Source organism: Mycobacterium venezuelense (genome assembly GCF_054919535.1).
In genome coordinates this window covers 114,027-134,532 of record NZ_JBONDW010000015.1, presented here as the reverse complement: position 1 = coordinate 134,532, position 20,506 = coordinate 114,027, and the positions used below count along the sequence as shown (strand labels likewise).

At 64.9% G+C, this 20,506-nt stretch carries 23 protein-coding genes; 11 read left to right on the top strand and 12 right to left on the bottom strand.

Translation table 11 applies throughout. From position 1 onward, the window contains the following. The 8 genes from ACRCUN_RS23445 to ACRCUN_RS23410 are packed head-to-tail and all read right to left on the bottom strand — an operon-like array spanning position 1 to position 8,876. Positions 1 to 1,374 (bottom strand): DUF4226 domain-containing protein, encoded by a 1,374-nt coding sequence (locus tag ACRCUN_RS23445; protein WP_462144013.1) that lies wholly within the window; start codon positions 1,372 to 1,374, stop codon positions 1 to 3. After that, positions 1,371 to 2,309 (bottom strand): NlpC/P60 family protein, encoded by a 939-nt coding sequence (locus tag ACRCUN_RS23440; protein WP_462144012.1) that lies wholly within the window; start codon positions 2,307 to 2,309, stop codon positions 1,371 to 1,373. The genes ACRCUN_RS23445 and ACRCUN_RS23440 overlap by 4 nt, the downstream gene beginning before the upstream one ends. After that, a complete protein-coding gene (locus ACRCUN_RS23435) occupies positions 2,306 to 4,504 on the bottom strand; it encodes a hypothetical protein (protein WP_462144011.1) in 2,199 nt (732 codons plus the stop codon). The genes ACRCUN_RS23440 and ACRCUN_RS23435 overlap by 4 nt, the downstream gene beginning before the upstream one ends. Next, positions 4,501 to 6,948, bottom strand: a complete 2,448-nt coding sequence (locus tag ACRCUN_RS23430) for an ATP-binding protein (protein WP_462144010.1) — start codon at positions 6,946 to 6,948, stop codon at positions 4,501 to 4,503. The genes ACRCUN_RS23435 and ACRCUN_RS23430 overlap by 4 nt, the downstream gene beginning before the upstream one ends. Further along, positions 6,945 to 7,358 (bottom strand): hypothetical protein, encoded by a 414-nt coding sequence (locus ACRCUN_RS23425; RefSeq protein WP_462144009.1) that lies wholly within the window; start codon positions 7,356 to 7,358, stop codon positions 6,945 to 6,947. The genes ACRCUN_RS23430 and ACRCUN_RS23425 overlap by 4 nt, the downstream gene beginning before the upstream one ends. Positions 7,359 to 7,388: 30 nt before the next feature. After that, complete coding sequence (locus ACRCUN_RS23420; RefSeq protein ID WP_462144008.1) at positions 7,389 to 7,631, bottom strand: hypothetical protein; 243 nt, start codon at positions 7,629 to 7,631, stop codon at positions 7,389 to 7,391. 38 nt (positions 7,632 to 7,669) lie between these two features. Beyond that, a complete protein-coding gene (locus tag ACRCUN_RS23415; RefSeq protein WP_462144007.1) occupies positions 7,670 to 8,641 on the bottom strand; it encodes a conjugal transfer protein in 972 nt (323 codons plus the stop codon). 13 nt (positions 8,642 to 8,654) lie between these two features. Then, positions 8,655 to 8,876, bottom strand: coding sequence for a hypothetical protein (locus ACRCUN_RS23410; protein ID WP_462144006.1), 222 nt, complete (start codon positions 8,874 to 8,876; stop codon positions 8,655 to 8,657). Between the two features lie 374 nt (positions 8,877 to 9,250). On the opposite strand from ACRCUN_RS23410, the gene ACRCUN_RS23405 reads away from it, so the two are divergent. Both ACRCUN_RS23405 and ACRCUN_RS23400 read left to right on the top strand, forming a co-directional pair. After that, positions 9,251 to 10,045 carry a sigma factor-like helix-turn-helix DNA-binding protein gene (locus ACRCUN_RS23405; protein ID WP_462144005.1) on the top strand — a complete coding sequence of 265 codons (795 nt, stop codon included), beginning with the start codon at positions 9,251 to 9,253 and terminating at the stop codon, positions 10,043 to 10,045. A gap of 58 nt (positions 10,046 to 10,103) precedes the next feature. Then, positions 10,104 to 11,237 carry a hypothetical protein gene (locus ACRCUN_RS23400; protein WP_462144004.1) on the top strand — a complete coding sequence of 378 codons (1,134 nt, stop codon included), beginning with the start codon at positions 10,104 to 10,106 and terminating at the stop codon, positions 11,235 to 11,237. A gap of 6 nt (positions 11,238 to 11,243) precedes the next feature. Here the strand turns inward: ACRCUN_RS23400 and ACRCUN_RS23395 are convergent, their stop codons facing one another. Both ACRCUN_RS23395 and ACRCUN_RS23390 read right to left on the bottom strand, forming a co-directional pair. Next, complete coding sequence (locus tag ACRCUN_RS23395) at positions 11,244 to 11,837, bottom strand: UbiX family flavin prenyltransferase (protein ID WP_462144003.1); 594 nt, start codon at positions 11,835 to 11,837, stop codon at positions 11,244 to 11,246. Further along, the gene (locus ACRCUN_RS23390) at positions 11,834 to 12,310 is read right to left on the bottom strand and encodes a hypothetical protein (RefSeq protein ID WP_462144002.1); all 477 of its coding nucleotides are present in this window, start codon (positions 12,308 to 12,310) and stop codon (positions 11,834 to 11,836) included. Before ACRCUN_RS23390 ends, ACRCUN_RS23395 begins: the two co-directional genes overlap by 4 nt. A 205-nt stretch (positions 12,311 to 12,515) precedes the next feature. Between ACRCUN_RS23390 and ACRCUN_RS23385 the strand changes: the two genes are divergently transcribed. From ACRCUN_RS23385 to crp, 4 genes are all read left to right on the top strand, one after another. Continuing rightward, positions 12,516 to 12,764: a hypothetical protein gene (locus ACRCUN_RS23385; protein WP_462144001.1), complete on the top strand. Its 249-nt coding sequence runs from the start codon at positions 12,516 to 12,518 to the stop codon at positions 12,762 to 12,764. A gap of 77 nt (positions 12,765 to 12,841) precedes the next feature. Further along, a complete protein-coding gene (locus tag ACRCUN_RS23380) occupies positions 12,842 to 14,041 on the top strand; it encodes a sensor histidine kinase (protein WP_462144000.1) in 1,200 nt (399 codons plus the stop codon). Then, entirely contained in the window at positions 14,038 to 14,700 is a 663-nt protein-coding gene (locus tag ACRCUN_RS23375) for a response regulator transcription factor (protein ID WP_462143999.1), read from the top strand. Before ACRCUN_RS23380 ends, ACRCUN_RS23375 begins: the two co-directional genes overlap by 4 nt. A 145-nt stretch (positions 14,701 to 14,845) precedes the next feature. Then, the gene (gene crp, locus ACRCUN_RS23370; protein WP_462143998.1) at positions 14,846 to 15,520 is read left to right on the top strand and encodes a cAMP-activated global transcriptional regulator CRP; all 675 of its coding nucleotides are present in this window, start codon (positions 14,846 to 14,848) and stop codon (positions 15,518 to 15,520) included. Here the strand turns inward: crp and ACRCUN_RS23365 are convergent. Together ACRCUN_RS23365 and ACRCUN_RS23360 are read right to left on the bottom strand one after the other, a co-directional pair. Next, entirely contained in the window at positions 15,517 to 15,990 is a 474-nt protein-coding gene (locus ACRCUN_RS23365; RefSeq protein WP_462143997.1) for a PaaI family thioesterase, read from the bottom strand. The two genes, crp and ACRCUN_RS23365, sit on opposite strands and share 4 nt — an antisense overlap. 82 nt (positions 15,991 to 16,072) lie before the next feature. Further along, entirely contained in the window at positions 16,073 to 16,921 is an 849-nt protein-coding gene (locus ACRCUN_RS23360; protein WP_462143996.1) for a class I SAM-dependent methyltransferase, read from the bottom strand. 106 nt (positions 16,922 to 17,027) lie between these two features. Here ACRCUN_RS23360 and ACRCUN_RS23355 point away from each other — a divergent pair, with 106 nt between their 5' ends. From ACRCUN_RS23355 to ACRCUN_RS23335, 5 genes are read left to right on the top strand one after another with little or no spacing between them, the layout of a single operon-like run. Continuing rightward, complete coding sequence (locus ACRCUN_RS23355) at positions 17,028 to 17,519, top strand: MarR family winged helix-turn-helix transcriptional regulator (protein ID WP_462143995.1); 492 nt, start codon at positions 17,028 to 17,030, stop codon at positions 17,517 to 17,519. A gap of 19 nt (positions 17,520 to 17,538) precedes the next feature. After that, positions 17,539 to 17,955 (top strand): DUF5313 domain-containing protein, encoded by a 417-nt coding sequence (locus ACRCUN_RS23350; RefSeq protein ID WP_462143994.1) that lies wholly within the window; start codon positions 17,539 to 17,541, stop codon positions 17,953 to 17,955. Between the two features lie 54 nt (positions 17,956 to 18,009). Continuing rightward, positions 18,010 to 18,570, top strand: coding sequence for a type 1 glutamine amidotransferase domain-containing protein (locus tag ACRCUN_RS23345; protein ID WP_085146255.1), 561 nt, complete (start codon positions 18,010 to 18,012; stop codon positions 18,568 to 18,570). Between the two features lie 52 nt (positions 18,571 to 18,622). Then, positions 18,623 to 19,228 (top strand): TetR/AcrR family transcriptional regulator, encoded by a 606-nt coding sequence (locus ACRCUN_RS23340; protein WP_462143993.1) that lies wholly within the window; start codon positions 18,623 to 18,625, stop codon positions 19,226 to 19,228. A gap of 27 nt (positions 19,229 to 19,255) precedes the next feature. Further along, positions 19,256 to 20,467: an acyl-CoA dehydrogenase family protein gene (locus tag ACRCUN_RS23335; protein WP_462143992.1), complete on the top strand. Its 1,212-nt coding sequence runs from the start codon at positions 19,256 to 19,258 to the stop codon at positions 20,465 to 20,467. Positions 20,468 to 20,506 lie beyond the last annotated feature (39 nt).

The following is a 20,506-nucleotide window of genomic DNA, read 5'->3' as shown; positions in this document are numbered from 1 at the left end:
TCAGTACCCGCGGGGCGCGCGACGGGCGTCTGCCTGCTGAATTTTGTGCGTCAGATCAGACCCGTCCGGTGACACGTCATAGCGCGACATCATGTAGTGGATGGCGGCAGCCGAGTTCGATACGGGATTAAGGATGTTTCGCTCGGTTCCCTCTCGCCAGTGCGCATCAAAGGTGGGGCCGATGGTCTGCATCAACCCCTGAGACGGGGTGCCCTTGGCAGCGTTGGAGTCCGAGCGGTTGACGGCATTCGGATTGCCACCGGATTCCCGGGCGACCATCGTGCGCAGCCCGGGCAGCCAGTTCGCCACCGCACGCGGATCGGTGATGCCGTTGGCTGCCAACGCCTGGATGAGCCAGGAGTCAACCCGGTCTCGCGGTTGGACCTTCTGCCTGTTGCCGTTCGCGTTATGGGGATTGAGGTCACCGACATACTGGCCCGCCAAGGATTGGATCTTGCCCGCGTTGAGCGCGTCCTTGCCTGCGGTGTCGGCGAGGACCGCGCCCGCCTGTTGCAGGCCCTGACTTATGGCATTGAGAACGGCCATCTGCCCCACCGGCGTGTTGGATATCGGGCCGAGCGCTTTAAGGTTGCTTCTGACCTGGGCGACGATGCGTTCAATCTCGTCGCGGCCTTTGGTGGAGTTGTTCGCGGAATCTGCGAGTACCGCCCGCAACTCCTTGTCGAGACGATCGAGAGCTTGGGCTTGGCGCGTGTACCCGTCCGTCTGTGACTGATACGCAGCCGCCGGTTGCCCGGCCATAGCAGTCTCGGCATCAAGCGATTCCAGCCGGTCCAGTACGTCCGGCGGTAGGCCAGATGACGACGGCAGCTCGGGAGTGCCCTGCCCGTATGCGGCAAGAATGGTCGCGAACGGCGCGAGCAGACCCGCACCGCTGGCCAGCAATGATGCCGGGATCCCGAGCGCTGCGGTTATCGCGGGCGTCGCGAGACCGGTCGCCAGGTTCAATGCTTGCCCGGGATCCATCCCCGGCGCGGCGGGTTCCGGTTCCTGTTCGCCTTCGGCAGCTTCCGGATCCGCCGGTTTCGCCTCTGCTGGAACGGGACCGGCGGCGGCTGGCGGCGTGCCATCAGCCGCAGCCGGGCTGACCGCACCAGGCACTCCCCCGACTGCGCTGGATGCCGCAGGCGCTGCCGCCGGTCCCGTGGTTGTTGATGCTGTGGTGGCCGCATTGGCGGGCACGGGCTGTGACGTCGACACCGGAGTTGCAGTGGCTGGACCAGACCCGGCTGGGCTGACCGGCAGGCGCGGCGCAACCGCCGTCGATGTACGGCTCCGATTGTCGTTGGGATTCAATCCGATCGGGGCCGGCGGTGCGGCCAGATCGGTTGCGGTTCCTTCTTCGTTGCTCACGTACCTGCCTCGAGGATCGGCCGTTTGATGATGACATTTCCGGTTGGCAACTCCGCCAGGCGAATCGCCTGTTCAACTGCGTTAGCGTCGACTCCGAGGGTGGAAGAGATCGCGATCATCACCGATACCGGACCGTCGGTCGCCGTGAAGTCGTAGAAGACGAGATCGCCTGGACTGACGAACTGCGGGTCCACCCGCTCGCCGACCATGATCTGCTCGCCGATCTCCGACGGGAGCTCCAGTACTCCACCGCTCGCCCGGAAGTACACGTATCGAACGAGATTCGCCGCAGAGAAGCTACCTTCGGTCGGTCCGTCCACCGTCCCGCCGTCCACAGTTGACCGCAGACCGACCTGCTCGTTTGCCGCCACCGCCGCCTGCTCTCCCAGCTCGCCACCCGGGTCCGTTATCGGCGGCCCCACGACCGGCCCGTCTTTGACAGCGGATGCGCACGCCGCGGTCTTGGTGTCCAAGGTGGGCGGAACAGACAGGCTCGCATATGGATTCGATGGTGTCGTGCCTGTCGTGGTCGTGACGGTGGTTGTAGCGGTCACGCGGGTGGTTGAGGTCGGCGTGGTGACAGTCGTGGTGACGGGTTGTAACGCGGTGGTCTCCCATTCCGGGGCGCCGACGCGCGCACTTGACACCACGATTGCGGCGGTGTCGCCGACCGAATAGCCGAGGCGCGACTCGCATTGGTAGGCGAACTGCTCGCGATCCTGGTTGCCACGCACGGTCACGGCAATCAAGACGAACAGTCCGATCAGTGCAGCGACCACCACAACAGCCGCCACACCGAGGATCACCGGCCAGCCGACAGCACCTACTACTCCAGCCCCCGCGGTATAGGCCGCCTTGGCCTTACCGACACGCGCCAGAGCGCGTGTCAGCGAGCCAGCACCGTTGTCGCCGTTGCCCTTTGGCGGAAGAGTCATGACGTTCCCCTGGGCGGCATCGACCCCGGTGGGCTGGTCTGCGGCTGCCGATCAGACGGTGACGGAGTCGTCCGAGGCAGCGGCTGGCCCGTCGGCTGTTGCTGGACAAACGACGGTGCCGGCGGCGCAGCGGCGTCCGTCGGCGCAGGCGGTGCGGCACCGTTACCGGGTACGTTTGACGCAGCGCCGTTGCCCGATGGTGCGGGTGGCGCGGCACCGTTGGCGGTACTCCGTGGCTGACCGCCTGACGTCGGTGGATTCGGTTGCTGTCCCCCGCCGGTCGCTGCGGTCGGCGGAGCCGGCTGCGTGGCGCCCGTGGCGGGTGCCCGCGGCGGGGATTGCTGTCCGCCGCCCTGCGGGCTGTTCGACTGCGGCGGTGAGGTCGGCCCACCAAGTGGCGGATTCGGCCCTCCGCCCGGTGAGTTCGGCGGCGGCGGTGGCGCAGCGGTCGGCCCCCCACCTGACGGGTTCGGCCCCGCCTGCGGGCCGAGTGCCGACCGGATGTGATTCACGCCAGCGGCGACACCGTCGGCTTTCTTGTCGCGCTCCGACGCGGCTTTGGCGGAACTCGCGTCATCCAGTCCTCGGTAGAGAGTCTGCATTGGTCCGGCCGGGTAGAACGACGCGAATCGGCGCATCACCTTCCCGGCGGTCGGTGACGCTTTATATATTGCTTCGCCGGTAAGGGTTCCGGTGATTCCGAGGGTTAGTGCGGTACCCACTCCGTGCCTCGGCTCGTTGTACAGGAAACCGCCCGGTATATAGGAGGATTTCCCGCCGCCACCCCCGCCGGGTGGTGGTTTGGTCGCACCCAAACCATCCAGGATGTTGTCGGCGATCGACTCCGCATTCTTGCGGCGGTGACGCCCGAGCTTGTAGAACAGCCACATCATCATGCTCGTCAACGTGATCGATGAGATGGTGGAGACGATGACGTTGGCCTGCTGTCGGAATATCGTGCTGAACATCTCGCCGACGAACATGGTGGCCGTCACGTAGGCGAACATGGCCAACGCGGCGAAAGCGAATTCGACTGCCGCCGTGTAGATGCTGCGTTGCCCCGGACCTGGAATCAACCCCACGGCCAAGCCCCACATCATCTTGAGCGCACTTACTATGGCACGCATGAACTCCGCGATGATCCGAAATGCGGTGGTCACGGCATAGAGCAGAAATACGGTCATAAATGCCAGCAGCAACAACCCTGCGCCGACTTGGCCGGCGCCGGGGTTGTCCGCGCGGGCCTTCATGCCGGCCGAGTTTGGCGCCCCGCAATCGCGGACATTGTCTTTGATGCGGTCGGCCTCGCCGGAATTGACACCGGAACTCCACGCCGTGGCACATGCCGGTGTGTCATCCGGCAAAGCGCCGAAGTTCAATGCTTGCAGCGGTCTGCGCACGAGGTTCGTCGCCAGCATGCCCTCGAGCTGCCCCAGGGTGTCGGTGGCGTGACCCGAACTCACGGCAGAATTCGTGGCTGCCGAAATCGCGAGATCGCGGCCCTGCACGATGGGTCCGTCATCGGAGACTGCCCAGCTGACCGGTGAATACGCGACCGCCCCGGCTACCAAGGCGACAAGCAGGGCGGCCGAGGCCTGACCGACGGCCTTGGGCATGTCGCCACGGATGACGGTCATCGCGATGACCACTGCGGCGATGAGTCCCGCGACGACCGCTACGCCTGGAAGGATCTGGCTTGCGTACGCCTGGGTCCCTTCCGCCATCGGCAGCACCAGATCGCGTAGAAAGCCGAAACTCAGTATGTACACGAGCAGCCAGATGGCGAACCCGCCGATGGTGACGAAGATAGCTCCCTCAAGACTCAGAAGGCCGCCCATGAGAGCGTTGCCTGGCTTGAAGAGGCCGCCGTGGTCAGTCGCAACTTGGTAGTCCCACAATGAGACTCCGTAAGAATCGGTCACCGGGAGCAACGCACCCAGTACTGCCATCTCACCGTAGGCGTGCGCTTCGGCGGGAAACATCAATCCGAAAGCGGCCAGTGCGATGTACAGCGCCACCGGCAGAAGCGTGAAGTAGCGGAGCCGAGAGGCACTGCAGAACAGCCACATTCGAGATACGCACTGTCCGAGCACCGGCAACGCGGGATCCCATGAGTGGGGCAGTCGGACACCGATCTTGATGAGGAACAGGTCGGTGAACGAGGGTGCCTCGACAGGACGGGAGCCGGACGTCACTGTGCCCCGACCTTCGGGGTCGTGATGATCGCGGTCTGCCGGTCGACGCGGGCGGGCCCGAGGATTTTCCCGCGACCGATGCGGCCACGGCCATCCGCGATGAAGCACTCACCTCGCCGGTTCGGCTCGACGTACTCCTTTCTGCCGATCGGCGGTGACGTGTTGTGGCGCAACTGCTTCACCAGATATCGGTCGCGCTCGATATCAGCGCCCAACCATTCCAGCGTGTTCTGCGCGAGGGTTTTGTCGCGGTGGCGGAACCCGAACCGGTTCGGAACCAGATCGAGCGCGACACCGGCATAGTCGGCCTTGGGGTCGTGGGAAGCCAGGATGATGCCGGCTTGCGTCTTGCGGCCGTCTCGAACGAACTCCTCGACGATCTGCTGCCCGACGGTCGATGTGGTGAAGTGATACGCCTCGTCAGCGATCAACGCGCCGAACCGGTCCCGGTTGCTCATGAACTGCTCGCGTGCCAGCAGACCGACCAGTTCATACAAGGTGTGGCCCAGGCGTTTACGCCACGGCAAGTTCGCGTAGGCATGCGACAGGGTGAGTTCCTGAGGTTTGGGCAGCGACAACGTGTGGGTCCGGACAATCGTGGCGGTGGCGCCCATGGGCATGGGCGGCAGGCCGCGGCCAAACAGAACCGGTGCTTCGGCGGCGTCCATCGCGTCGGCAATTGCCCGGTGATCGTCGGCGTCACGGCCAGTCGTTGTGGCGCCGACGAATGCGCAGTGGTCTCGCAGATCGGCCAGGGTGTGCAGACCATGGGCCGCGCGGGCATCGGTGCGCAGCAGTTTCGACATCAGCTTGCCCTGTGCCGAGGTGGCCGGGATGTTGAGCAACGGCAGGATCGTGTCCAGCGCGACCCGGCGGGCGAGGGTCGGATCAGTGAAAATCTGCAACGGATCCCACGTGTAACTGGGATCGCCGAGGTCGGTAATCACCGAGTTGGGGATCGAGCGTGCCAGCGGTTCGTACTCTCCGGCCTTGGAGCGGTCGATAGCCAGGAACTGGCCACCGAGGTCGGCAATGATGAAGCCACATGTCATCACGAAATAGCTCTTGCCGGCCCCGAGTTCGCCGGCAACCGCGATCGCGGGCGATGTGTCGCGAAGTGCCTTACCGAGGAAGTTGAAGTGCAGCGGTTCGAACTGACCCGACAAGAGATTGACTCCGATGACCGGACCGGTGTCATCGAGCAGACGCGCGGTGGTGAACGGGACTACCCCGGCCCACGATCGGCTGGACATCAGGTGCTCGTAGTCGCCGTATGCCGGGTCTGCGGAGGCGCCCGGATTGAACATCTGCCAGAGTTTGCGTTGGCATCCGCGCGGTGCCGTGAGCTTGATGCCGAGCTTGCGAAATCGTGCCTTGAGTGCCGCGACCTGACGCGACATCTCGGCTTCGGTCGTTGAACCCACCGCCAGCGCAACGGTGAAATTGACCTCTTCGGCGTTTTCATTGTCGGCGAGTTCTGCGTTGTACTCGGCAAGTAGCCGCACCTTGTTCTGCAGTTCCTGCGAGTGAAACCCGACCTCGAGGTCACGCTGATGAAGTTGCACGCTGATCTTCCTCAGCGTCTTCTCGTTCGCCTGCATGGCAGCTTCACGGTCGGTGCGCCGTACTCGCATCGCCCAGTCCACGCTGACGTCGGCAATTCCGTCGAGCACGGACAGGAACTCGCTGCCTCCCGGAAACCACATGCCTTCGGTAGGGAACGACGATGGAACCAGGATGCTCTGATAGCTCGTGACGACATGGCCATCGTCGAGACGGACCATCGCCTTGAGCATAGGGTCGAAGCTGCGCCACCACGGCTTGTCCGTGCGTGCGCCCTCGTCCAGTACCCCCGGGCGGAAATCAGTGTGGGGCGGAACAGATCCCGGTGCGGCACGAACCGGATCGCGCGGCATAACCTCCAACGCCGCACCCCGCATCAGGTGGTGGTTCCACAGGAACGGCAGCAGACCTTCGGGAACCGGCGCGAATTTGAAGATGTTCTCGGGATCGATCGTGGCGATCAGCTGGTCGGCCTTATCGAGAAACGGCCGGAACTCCGCTGGAGTTGCCCCGAAGTCGTCCGACACCTTGCCCATTGGGAACGTGGCCGTGTAGATGCGGGTCGTCGGCGCGATCGCGGCCGTCCGGTGGTACGCCGCGACTGCTTCCTCGACGTGGTCGGGGTAGCGCTCGAGATCGACCTGGTCCAATGCTCGGTGCATGACATCGACCAGATCCATCGGCGCCTGGATACCGACAAACAGTGTGCGGTCAGGTACGGCCAGGATCAGCGACTCGTGTTCGTCTTGAACTGATTCCTTGTCTTCGGGCGGGCGCAATCCGTAATCGAGCGGATCGATGAAGAATGTGGCTGTCACTGTCCCGGCGTGAGTCAGCTGCAGGTTTCGGAACCGGGCCTTGGTCGGCTGCTGCAGTTTCACGGCGCGACCTCGCCATTGGTCCCGCCCAAGGATTCCGCTTGTTCGGCGACGAGAAACGCACCACCTGCCCGCTCCTGGCGAGCGAGTTCCTCGACAGCGACGACCGTGGGCTTGCGGTCGACGAGCAACATCACCAAACGCGTCACTCGGGTGGTCACCGGCACGTTGTCATAGGGCACCAGGCTCAACGCAAAGGCGACGCCGACGCCGACTGCGGCCCCCACCGCCAGGGCGGCCAATGCGTTGACGGGGAAGGCGATAGCAACGAAGCCCGATGCGGCAAAACACACCAACACCGCCACGACCTGTTCGATGGGCCGGGCTCCACCGATGAGTCGCCGACCACCGGGCAAACGCCCGACCCAGGTACGGAACCGGCGGCTTCCGGTGGCGACTTTGACAACGCTCACAGCAGACCTCGCGGCTGGGCCGGTTCAGTGCTAACGGCCGGTGATCTGTGCACCGGTTTCCCTGCCGACGTCGAGGAGTGTCGGAATCAGCGCGAACGCCGCGCCGCCGACAATGATCATTCCCACCGCGGTCGCCATCTTGACGGGGTCTTTGCCATTCTCTCCGAAGAGATTCGTGAAGAAGTAGTAGATCGCCCAGATCACCAAGATGCTCGCGCCCGCCCGTCCGATCACGAGTGCGAGGTTGTTGAGGAAAGTCTCGACGCTGGTCATCCTGTGTCCTTTTGCTGGGTCGGCAGTGATCGGGTACGTCAGCCGCGCGTGGGTGTGGGCGGGGCGACGGTGGTTGTGGTGGTGGACTCGGTGGGCTCGCTCGGCTCGGATCGGTTGAGCTGCACCTCGGGTGTAGGAGCGATATTGCTGACCTGCCAACGTCCTTCGACCGCGCGCATCGTCAACGGGTAGTGCAACTCGGTGAGGGTGTAGTTCTTGGTTCTGGCGATCACCGTGACGTACACCTGCGCTGTTGCCGATTCGTTCGGATCGTCGGGGGAATCGCTCTTCACGTCGACCGCATCCACTCTCAGGTACGGCGGCGGTTCGATCGGGTGCTCTATCGAGTCGGCGGTGAGATATCGCGCGAAGTCGGAACCGCCGGTCAGATAGGCCGTGACGAAACCGGTGGCGGCTTGGGCAAGTGGCGCGTCGAGCGGAATCTGGTTGCGGTAGTTCAAACGCACGTCGACGCCGGGTTGCGGCGCCGCGATTTGCGCAGGCAGGTCAGTCGCACGGCAGGCGCCGTCGAGCATGGTGACCGCGACCTGGTAGTAGGACCGGATCTCGTTGGTCGTGTTCTCGCCGTTGACAACTCCTGACACAACGACGGTCCACAGCGACAGTCCCTGGTCCTCGGCGTAGCGCTGCTTGACATAGGTCACGTCGGGATCAGCGAATGCCGATGCGACGGGCGGCAGTTGGAGATCCTCGGCGGTGACGTATGTGTTCAAAACAGCCTCCTCGCCACGCTTGGCGGTCAGGTACGCGGTGACGAACTCGCGCGCGAATGCCTTCACCACCGTGGAATCCGGCACGCTGCTGTCCCCCGGGGTGGCGCCCTGGTCGACGCCCCGGTCCGGAAGCACCGCGAAGACCAGAGAGATCACCGCGTACAGGCCACCGACGACCGCCGCGATGGCGACCAGGCGTTCCTTGACCTGCTCGCCATCCAGGGGTCGGACGAACTTGGCGAACTGTTCCCTTTGAGAGGGAAGTTTACCATTCACGGTAAATATTGTGTCACACTGACCGGTCATGTGTCGCGGTCAATCGGGCAAACGCAGCGTCGGCTTCGGCGCTGTCGAGGATCAACCGCACCAGGGCCGCCCGAGCTTGGTGATTGAAAGGGTTGTCGTGCAACTCATCACACGCCACCTTCATGCGGCGCGAGTAGGCACGCACAGTGGCGATGTCCGGGCTGATGTCGAAATTCGTGAAGCGGCTGTTTCTGCGTCGATTCATGCAGACCCCCTGTCCTCGGATGGCCGTGTCGGTGTGAGCGCGTGTCCTACCTCTCCTAGTACCGCCGCCGGTTGGAGGTTTCCGTCGCTTGCCACCCGGACCGATCGGGACGATGCTCCGGCGCCGGCATTCATGGAGTTCCGTCGAAAAGACTTGAACGATTGCGCGCTCCGACCGCGTCGCACCGCGATCGTTCCCGGTCAGGGCGGTGATCCGCGCGGGCGATATGGCCGACATCACAGCGCAAGCACGAGATCTCACGGGCTTTTCACCACGTTTTCACGGCTGACCTCACGCGTCTCCGCGCGCCGATTCGGACGGTGGACAAGCACTGGGACGAATTCCGTCGTTCCCCTGCATCGGGAGGTTCCCCCATGACGCCGCACACCGGGCCCGCGGTCTGCCAGCCGGCCGCTCGCCTTGCCCATCACGTGAACGTTCTCATCGCCTCACGCGCACACAGCGGTACGGTTTCGCGCTGGCTCACCCGTCTCCGGATTGCCGACCGCGACCAACTGTTGAGCGAGCTCGCTGGTTCGAATCCGGCGTCGACATCGTTGCTCATCACCGAGCACCGGCGCGGGTGTCAGTTGGCTGGCAAGGTGTTGCTCGGTGCGAAGTGCCGCATGCTTGCTGCGGTATCGCGGCATGCGCCCGGCGAAAACGCGCAAGACCGGTTCCACACGACCGTCGCTGCGTTCATGGACCACGCGCTGGTTCGCGCTGACGTGACGAGTGAACATCTGGATGCGCAGCTGTACTGGATCACATTGCGTACGGTGAGCCGACAGCGGACCCCCGTGGGCGACATCGAGATGGAGCTACACGCCGGACTCGCCGGCCCCGACGTGGTCGCCGATGCGGACACATACATCACGGTGTATTCGCTGCTTGAATGGGCCCACGGCACCGGCGTGATCAACGATGTCGATCGGCGCGCGTTCATGCTTCGCTTCTGCGGCGAACGCCCCATGCCGGTGCGTCAGGTCGCTGCGATGCTCGGCGTCAGCGAAGACTCGTTGGAATCCCGCCTCCGGCGAGCACTCGATCGACTGAGGAAAGCAGTCGTGGAACGACGTGACGATATGGAGTCCGCATGCATGGCTCACTACTGGGCGTCCCAAAATATGCCCCTAGACACCAGCACATCCAACGCTCGGGTTGCGTGAACCCAGCGGAATTCCGTTGTGACGGTTACGCTTCTGTTCGGATCGGGGGATGTGACGCATGACCGACATTTACGCTGCGGCCGCTGACGAGTTCACTGACCACACGGTCTCGCAGCCCGCGCTTCTCGACCCGGTCAGCGAAAAGTTCGCCGCTGACTCCGATGTGGGCTATGGCGAGTGGATGCCGGGAATCGGTGAAGACTTCCGGGGCGACGGCTCAGCAGAACGTCCGCCCGACGAGAACCGGTCAGATCTCGATGCTCTCAACGAGGTGATGGCCGGCCACTCGATGCAGGGACTCTTATCGGCCGACCGACGGGGCGAGTACGTCTTCACCGACGACCACACCGATGAGGACACCGACGACCACCGCGGCGATGAGGACGGCCGCGACAGCGGTCCAGCGATGTCGTTCGGAGCGTTCAGCGACGCCACGACGCCGCGGAAATCCCGTCGCCTCAATTGGTCCCGTCGCTCACACCGCATCGCTGCCGCCATCGCAGTGGCCGTCCCGCTGGTCTTGATTCTTACCCTTCTGACCTCGAGCGGTGGCAACGACAAATCCGAGAACACGCCGGCCGCCGCCCCGGCGTACACCGTCCCGACGATCACCAAGGCAGCGCCATCGGCCGCCGCACCGCCGTCGGCTGGCACACCCGATGCCGCCGACGGTCCCATCGGTATCAAGCGAGCCGACAGTCGGTGCACCGCGGGATCCACCGATGCCATGCAGGCATTCGACAACGATCTCGCCACCGCGTGGATGTGCGTCCCCGCCTACACGACTGGCGAAGGCACCGTACTGCGTGTCGAGTTCGACAACTGGTATGTCATCACCGGGGCGTCGATTGTCCCGGGATGGAACAAAGTCAACGCCGACGGCTCCGACGAATGGCTTGAGCACCGAACCGTCGCGGTCGTGGAATATCAGTTCAATGACCCCGAACAGACCCGCTTGACGCAGTCCACGCTCAATGTCCGCGATGACGTTGTTACAGCGGTCGATCCGCCGGTGCTCGCATCCGCGATGACCATTACGATCCGCGAGACGGCCGCTCCAACCGGCCCGGTCGCCGACGTCACGTCGGCCCCCGGTATCGGTGGCATCATCGAGTCGGACACGCCGGCCACGGGAGATCTCAAAGACTTTGCAGTGTCCTCGTTTTCGGTGATCGGGCACCGCGCACGATAATCGCCGTCATGGGCGCTGCTTCGTCATGTTCCCGTCCCAGCGGGGCGCCTCGTCAGAAGCGATGCCGACTTGGTCGAGGGCGCGAGTGACGATGTAATCCACCATGTCGTCAACGGTTTTCGGATGGTTGTAGAACGCAGGCACCGGCGGCACGATCGACACGCCCATACGAGCAAGCTTGAGCATGTTCTCCAGGTGGATCTCACTCAGCGGGGCCTCCCGGGCAAGCAGCACGAGCCTGCGGCGCTCTTTGAGCACGACGTCGGCCGCGCGCGCCATGAGATCCTCGGTATAGCCGGAGGCAATCGCGGCGAGCGTCTTCATACTGCACGGTGCGATCAGCATGCCGTCGGTGTGGAAGGAACCGCTCGATACGCATGCCCCGAGATCTCCCGGCTTGTGCGCGAAGTCGGCCAGTTCCCTGACTTCTGCTGCGGTCCAAGTAGTTTCATGTTCGAGTGTGCGGGCTCCCCAGGCACTCACGATGAGGTGGGATTCGACGTCGAGTTCACGCAGCCGTTCCAGCATCCGGATGCCCAGGATTGACCCGCTGGCGCCGGTGATACCGACGATGACCCGCCGACGCCGCTCGGTGGTCATGACAGCGACCTCAGTTCGTCGATCTGCCGCGTCCACCGCGCGAGCACCTGGTCAGCTTCCTTGAGACGGTACGTTATTCCGGATGTCAGTTCTGCATAGCCGACGCGGTCCTCGTCAACTTTCACGACGCGGCCCGAGAAGAAAGCGAGCGGACCGGCGCCGTCGGGGTTCGTCCGGGTCAGCGCGAGTTGGATTTTGTAGTGCGTGGCGCCGACGACCGCGGTGATGAGACCTCTTCCGGAGCGGGTGAGCGCGGCCGTGGTTCGGCTACCGATGTGCAATGCCAGTCGGATGTCAGTGTCTGGACCGGCAAGGACCTCGCCAACGCTCAACAGACTCAGCCTCGGCCAACCGGCCTCGTCGACCGCCACCAGCTGCAGAGTCTGTCCGAGCTTGCGGGCGAGGTCGGAGCCGTTTACGAGCTCGGCGACCGGCGGGGGCAGCCCCGGTTCGGCGCTGCTATGCGTACTCACGCTTGCTCCTATCCAGGGCTGTGCGCCGACTGGCGTAGTCACCGCGGCAACCCGAATCTTGTCGGGGATCTCGGGACGAGTCAACGCATCGACGAACGGCCCAAACCTGGTACCGCGGTCGGTTTACAACTCCTACCAGGGTCGTAAATCAAGATCGGACATCAGCGCGATGTGGGGTGGCCCATGCGCTTCGTAGCGTCAAGCCATGACACGAGCACAGCCCTCACAGGCCACCCCACTGGCCGGCGTCACGCGGGCGTGGCCGGCGATTGCCTTGCCGCGCACCGAACCTCGACGCCCGATCGCCGATCTGCTGCGCCGGATCCGTACGGCCATCCGCGCGGTATCCACGACGAAGACGCCTAAGGCTCGCCCCAAGGCCACGTACAACCCACCGCTGCGCGAGAGCTTCATGGAAGAGGCCGCGATGCGGCGAGAGATGTTCCGGCTCTGAGCTACGACCCTGGTAGGACTCCGCCTTGCCACCACGGGATGATGCGCGGCGGCGAACGATCCTTCTACCATCAGAAGATGCTGGGTGCGATGGCACACCGCGTGCGGGAGCAGCTGCGCCGACGGGGCGAGATGATCCCGCTCGGCCACAACTGGGCATCCGTCGTCGCGATGGACGCCACCCTGGTCGGTGCGGGCGTCGTGGCCGTGTTGCAGCGCAGTACCGCAGACCTCCCGGTGGCGCTGCTGGCGCTCCTGATCTCTGTCGCACCGTTGCCCCTGTCCTACACATACGGGCTCAGGTTCAAAGCCCCCATCCTCTGGGCGGCGTTGACCGGCGCGACCGCCCTGCTCCTGTTCGCGACGGCGACGCCCATCGCCAGCGACTTCGCACCGCTGCTCATGGTGATGATGGTCGGCGAGGTCGCCTCGCTCACCGGCATCGTCGGCGGATTCCTGGCGTCGGTCTCTGCCGCCGGTCTGCTGCTGACGGCCTCGACATTGCACCGGCTCGACAACCTGCCGCTGTACCTCGGCATCCTCGGAATGGGCTGGCTGGTGGGCTATCTCATGCATACCCAGCAGCAGCTCATGGGCCAGCAGCAGCAAGCGCAGGCTGCTTTGGCGCGACACGCGGCGGCCGACGAGCGGCGGCGAATCGCCCGTGAAGTCCACGACGTCATCGCGCATTCGCTGAGTGTCACGTTGCTGCATCTGACCGGTGCCAGGCGCGGTTTGCAGGAAGATCGCGACGTCGATGACGCAGTGGACGCGCTTGAACAAGCCGAACGCCTGGGCCGCCAGGCGATGGCCGACATCCGCCGCACGGTCGGGTTGCTCGACGGTGCGCCCATGAGCATTGCCCCTGAGCCCGGCATCGAGGACATCGGAGGTCTGGTCGACGATTTCGTCCGTGCCGGCCTGAACGTCACGCTCGATGCCAGCGGCCCGACCGACACCGTATCGGCCGCGGTGGGTCTCGGGCTCTACCGCATCACGCAGGAGTCGCTGGCCAACATCGCCAAGCACGCACCGGAGGCGCCATCCACGGTGCGCCTACGTGTTTCCCGAACCTCGGCGACCCTGACCGTCGTCAATGAATTGTCCGGCCCCGCGCCTGCATCGGAAGGCCGTGGCGTGCGGGGCATGCGCCAGCGCGTGGAACTGCTCGGCGGCATCATCAGCGTCGGTCCGACGTGCGACGGCTGGGCGGTGCGTACCAACATCCCGTTGGACGACACCGATGAGTCCCTGCGGCAATGCCCCTTGGTGTCATGACGGACCGGGCCAGCGAGATCGCCGTCCTGCTCGCCGACGATCAGGACCTTGTGCGCTCCGGCCTGCGCCGGATCCTGCGGCGCAAAGACGGGTTCGCCATCGTCGCCGAATGCGCTGACGGCGACGAGGTGCCGTCCGCTGTCGCCGAGCACGACCCCGACGTCGTGGTGATGGATCTGCGGATGAAGCGCGTCGACGGTATCGAAGCGACCCACCGGCTGACCGCCGCGGCCGGGCCGCCGGTACTCGCCCTGACCACATTCAACGACGACGAACTACTGTCCGGGGTGTTGCGCGCCGGAGCGGCGGGGTTCGTACTCAAAGACTCCTCGGCCGAAGAGCTGATCCGGGCGGTCCGCGCGGTGGCCCAGGGCGACAGCTATCTCGATCCGGCGGTGACGTCGCGCGTGTTGACGACCTACCGCAAGGCCGCGGCACCGCGCCGCGTCGACGCGATCGGTGACCTCACCGCACGCGAACTGGATGTGCTGACGCTGATCGCGAAGGGCCGGTCAAATGCGGAGATCGCCGACGAACTGAGTATTTCGGGCCTCACCGTCAAGAGCCACATCGGCCACATCTTCGTCAAGCTCGACTTGCGCGACCGGGCCGCCGCGATCATCCACGCCTACGACACCGGGCTGGTCACCCCGCAATAACTCAGAGGTGAGCAGAGCCACACTCGTGGTAGAAGAGATTAGGACCGAGTGCGGTCGACGCCGGACGCCGACATGACGAAACCACGGTCAGCTTCGTTAGTTACTGAAGCAGCGATAGCCGGCACGTACGAGAACAGGGGACAGCATGGATGAGGTGCTGGCGCGCGCCGGAATCTTCCAGGGCGTTTCACCGAGCGCCGTGGCCGCGCTCGCCCAACAACTGGAACCGGTGTCGTTCCCCCGCGGCAAGGTCATTTTCGTCGAAGGCGAGCCGGGTGACACGCTGTTCATCATCACCTCGGGCAAGGTGAAGATCGGCCGGAAATCCGTCGACGGGCGCGAAAGCCTGCTCACCCTCATGGGTCCGTCCGACATGTTCGGCGAGCTCGCGATCTTCGATCCGGGCCCGCGGACGTCGACGGTCACCGCACTGACCGACGTGCACGCCGTCACGATGAGCCGCAGCGTGCTGCGCAGCTGGATCGCCGACCGGCCCGAGATCGCCGAGCAGCTGTTGCGGGTGCTGGCCCGCCGGCTGCGCCGCACGAACGACAACCTGTCCGATCTGATCTTCACCGACGTGCCCGGCCGGGTCGCCAAACAGTTGCTCTACCTCGCGCAGCGATTCGGCAGCCGTGAGGGCGGTTCGCTGCGGGTGGATCATGAGCTCACGCAGGAGGAGATCGCCCAGCTCGTCGGCTCGTCACGCGAGACCGTCAACAAGGCACTCTCCGATTTCGCGCAACGAGGCTGGATTCGGGTGCAGGGCAAGAGCATTCTCATCGACAACACCGAACGGCTGGCTCGCCGGGCCAATTAGCCTTCGTCGCCAACCGGTACCCGCCGCACACTCCAGTCGAAGCTGCCGCGGCTGACCACGGTGCCCGAGCTGTCCATGATCTGCGCTGTGGTCGAGAATCTGGCCCGATCCGAGGAACCGGCCCATAGCGGTTCAAGCGCATAGCGGGCCTCGTCGTCGAGGGCGGCGGTCGCCAGTAAACGCCCGCGGGCCGGGGCAAGGAATTCGACGGACGCGGTCCGCCCCAACGGCAGAATGCCCGCCATCGCGCTCTTGCTGGGCGCTCCGGCGATGATCGCGGCCAGACCCGCCGCGTCGATCAGCGCGATCAGTCCCGAGGAGTGCAGCGAGCCGATCACATTGGTGAGCTGTTTGCTTGTCCGCGAGGAGATCTCGGCTTCTCCGTCGGCGGCTCGCAGTACCTCGACACCGACAGTCCGATGCGCAGGCAGCGGTTCGAGCAGCTCACGCGCGAGCGTGGTCAGATCCATCCGGCCAGCCTGGCATCAGGCTGTGAATACCGAATGGACAGGCGATCAACAGCTGTTGTCGGCCCTTTCGCCGCAGAGGGTTTCAGTCGACGCGCTTGGCGACGACCGCGAAGTTCAACGGGATCCGTGGCGTTCCCGGCGGCAGTTCCCAGCCCTGCGGCGATGGCTGCAGGATGGGGAACGCGGGCCAGTCCATATACGGCAGCTCTTCGAGCGCTTCGATCCGCAGCCCGGCGGCGAGCAGCGCACCGACGATCTCGCCGAGGTCGTGGCGCCACTCGTGGTTGGTGCGGTGCGCGATCCGCCCGTCCGAATCCTCGGTGTAGGTGCCCGCATCCTCGTACGTGCGGGGCCCGCCCCCGGACAGATAGTCATCGGCGATCTCCCAGAGCCCGTACTCCATCGCGCCAAGGATGGGATGGTCGTCGCGGATCATGAACAGTCCGCCGGGCTCGAGTAGGTCGTGGATCGACCGCGCCCAGTTCCGGAGTTCGGGTAGCCACACGATCGTGCCTGCACTGGTGACGATCGTGTCGAAACGGCGGTCGATCAGGGTAGACGCAAACCGCGCGTCGCCCTCGATCCATGTGATGTCCCGGTTGTCGGCACGGGCGATGCGCTCGGCATGGCGCAGCGAGTTCGGGGACAGGTCGAGCCCGTGGACGTCCACGGCGCCGAGCCTGGCCCATGAGACGGTGTCGGTACCGATGTGGCATTGCAGATGCAGCAGTGAGCGGCCTTGCACGCCTGCCGCCGGCAGATGCGGCGTCAGCACCGACAGGTCGTTGCGCACGACCGAGGAGATATCGGTCGGGTCGGCAAGGAAACCGTCCACGTCATAGAACTTCGAGCGCACGTGAACTTCGGCGCGGTCGTCCCAGTTCTGCCGGTTCGACGCGATCGCGGCCCCGGTCGAGTCCAACTCACCCATGCTGGACACCCTCACATCAACGTCCCGGCGCGGGCCAGTGATTTTCTCCGCGGATGTGAGCGCACAGACATTGTTAGTGCGCTAACTATTAGCGTACGATTTAGTCATGTCCACATCGATCGAGGTCGACATCGATCCACTGGCCCTCGAGCGCCAGGTCTGCTTCGCGTTGGCCGTCACCAACCGCGCGGTGCTGTCGGTCTACCGGCCACTGCTCGAGCCGCTGGGCCTGACCCATCCGCAATACCTGGTCATGCTCGCGCTGTGGGACCACCACCGGTCGAATTCCGGCGGCACTCCCCCGCTGTCGGTCAAGCAGATCGCCGCCGCACTTCAGCTCGACTCCGCGACACTGTCGCCCATGCTCAAACGCCTGGAGGCGCTCGGCCTCGTCACCCGCACCCGAAGCACCGGTGACGAGCGCGCAACCGACATCGCACTCACCGAGGCCGGGATCGAACTTCGCGACCGCGCACTCGACATCCCGCCTGCCGTCGTCGCCCGACTCGGCGTCGATATGGCCGAACTCGAAGAACTCCACCGCGTACTGACCCGCATCAACAGTGCCGCGCTCGCCGCCAACGCTCTCACCCACTGACGAACCGCTAGGACCCATCATGGCCGCCACCAAGCCCAATCTCTTTCAGTACATCGCCTATTCGTACGGAAAACGGCTGCCCGACTCGATGCGCGAGTGGGTTGCCCACGATCTGGCCGACCATGGCGCGATCCGCAGGCACATGATCCGCATGGCGATCCCGCCGTTGTTCGTGCTCGCTCCGTTCTGGTTGTTGCCCGCCTCGCTGTACGTGCACATCGAGATGACCGTGCCGATCTACATCTGGGCGCTGCTGATGGCGCTCGCGCTCAACAAGGTGTGGCGCCGGCATCGCCTGGCCCAGCACAATCTGGACCCCAACCTCGTCGACGAGATCAAGTACAAGAAGGAAGCGCACATCCACGAGGACTACATCCGGCGCTTCGGGCCCCGGCCTCAGGAAGCCAAATACCAGCAGAACAGCAGCCCGTTCTAAAACGCTCAGCAATGGGTAGGCCTCAAGCGAACCACGAAACAAGGGAGGCCACCTATGTCCCAAGTACTCGACGGCAAGAAGATCGCCATCCTGGCCACCGACGGTGTCGAACGTCGTGAACTGACCGAGCCTCGCGACGCCGTACGCAACGCAGGCGGAACAACCGAACTGCTGTCACTCAAGAGCGACGCGATCGACGCGCGCGACCACGACCTGCAGCCCGCCGGAACATATGACGTCGACCGTCCGGTGGCGAAGGCCAAAGTCGACGAGTTCGACGGACTGGTGATCCCGGGCGGCACCGTCAACGCCGACAAGCTGCGGTCCGATTCAGACGCCGTGTCGTTCGTGCGCGATTTCGTCGAATCGGGCAAGCCCGTCGGCGTGATCTGCCATGGCCCGTGGACGCTCGTCGAGGCCGGCGTCGCCAAAGGCCGCACGCTGACGTCATACCCGAGCCTGCGCACCGATCTGCGGAATGCCGGAGCCAACGTCGTCGACCAGGAACTCGTCGTCGACGGCAACCTGATGACCAGCCGGTCGCCCGACGACTTGCCCGCGTTCTGCGCGGCCATCGTCGAGGCCTTCGCGAAGGATCGCGCGCCGCAATCCTAAGACGGTCACCGCCTAGTTTGTCGACACCGTGGTGAGTGAGTACTCTCTCACCATGCCCACCGGACGTGACCGGCTCTTGGCGGCGGCGCTCAAACTGTTCGCCGCCAAGGGCTTTGCCGCGACGTCCGTGGCCGAGATTCAGCAGGCGTCCGGTCTCGCTCCGGGGTCGGGTGCGCTCTACAAGCACTTCGGCTCCAAGCGTGAGCTCCTGGAGGCCGCGGTCACGCACCGCATCGACAGCATCGTGGCCGCGCGCGAAGAGTTCGATTCCGGCAAGCCGAGGACCGTCGAGGACGCCGTGCGCAGCGCCGGTGAGCTGATCTGGACCAATCTGACCCAGAGCGAAGAACTCCTCAGGGTCATGTTGCGCGAGCCGCATGAACTCGGCGAACTCGATCAGAAGACGTGGCAGGTCATCACCGACAACGCCTACCAAAGATTCGCCGACGAGCTGACCGCCTCGAACCGCGCAGGCCGCACGAACATCCCCGACCCCGAGGCCAGTGCGGCCGTCGCGATCGCGTCGCTGTCCTACGCCGCAACCCTGCGGGCCCTGACCGGGCGTTCCCCCGGCAATGTCGATCACAACCGCTACTTCGAAGCGTGGGTGGTCCAGACGGTCAGCCTCCTCGAGCAGCACCGACTGCACAATCGTTGAACCCCAACCATATTCAGGAGTAGAGCCGTGACGTTCTCACTACAACTCAGCGACGACGTGATCGAGGTCCGCGACTGGGTGCACCGGTTCGCCGCCGATGTCGTCCGGCCCGCCGCGGCGGAATGGGACGAGCGCGAGGAAACGCCGTGGCCGGTGATCCAGGAGGCCGCCAAAGTCGGGCTGTACTCCCCCGAACTATTCGCCCAGCAGGCAGCCGAGCCGACAGGCCTCGGCATGATCACGGTGTTCGAGGAATTGTTCTGGGGCGACGCGGGCATCGCCCTGTCGATCCTGGGTACGGGACTTGCCGCAGCGGCGTTGGCGGGCAACGGAACTCCCGAACAGCTCGGCCGATGGCTGCCCGAGATGTTCGGTACCGCCGACGAGCCGAAGCTCGGCGCGTTCTGCTCGTCGGAACCCGACGCGGGCTCTGACGTCGGCGCGATCCGCAGCCGGGCCCGCTTCGACGAGGCCACGCGCGAATGGGTACTCAACGGCACCAAGACCTGGGCCACCAACGGCGGCATCGCCAACGTCCACATCGTCGTTGCGTCGGTCTATCCGGAACTCGGCTCCCGCGGCCAGGCGACATTCATCATCCCGCCCGGCACGCACGGCTTGGTGCAGGGACAGAAATTCAAGAAACACGGCATCCGGGCGTCGCACACGGCCGAGGTGGTGCTCGACAACGTCCGGTTATCGGAGGATCTCATCCTCGGCGGCCGCGAGAAGTTCGAGGAGCGGATCGCCCGCGTCAAATCCGGTGCGTCGGCCCGCGGACAGGCGGCGATGAAGACCTTCGAACGCACCCGGCCCACCGTCGGCGCCATGGCGGTCGGCGTCGCGCGCGCCGCCTACGAGTACGCCCTCGATTACGCGTGCCAGCGTGAACAATTCGGCCGCAAGATCGGCGAGTTCCAGGCTGTCGCGTTCAAGCTCGCGGACATGAAGAGCCGGATCGACGCCGCCCGGCTGCTGGTATGGCGGGCCGGCTGGATGGCCCGCAACAACCAGAACTTCGACTCCGCCGAAGGATCGATGGCCAAGCTCGTGGCGAGCGAGACCGCGGTGTACGTCACCGACGAGGCCATCCAGATCCTCGGCGGCAACGGCTACACCCGTGACTATCCCGTCGAGCGGATGCACCGCGACGCCAAGATTTTCACGATCTTCGAAGGGACGAGCGAGATTCAGCGCCTGGTGATCTCACGCGCGCTGACCGGGTTATCGATCCGCTAGCGCGGGCTCTTCCGGAGCGACCCGGAGTACTGTCGGCGT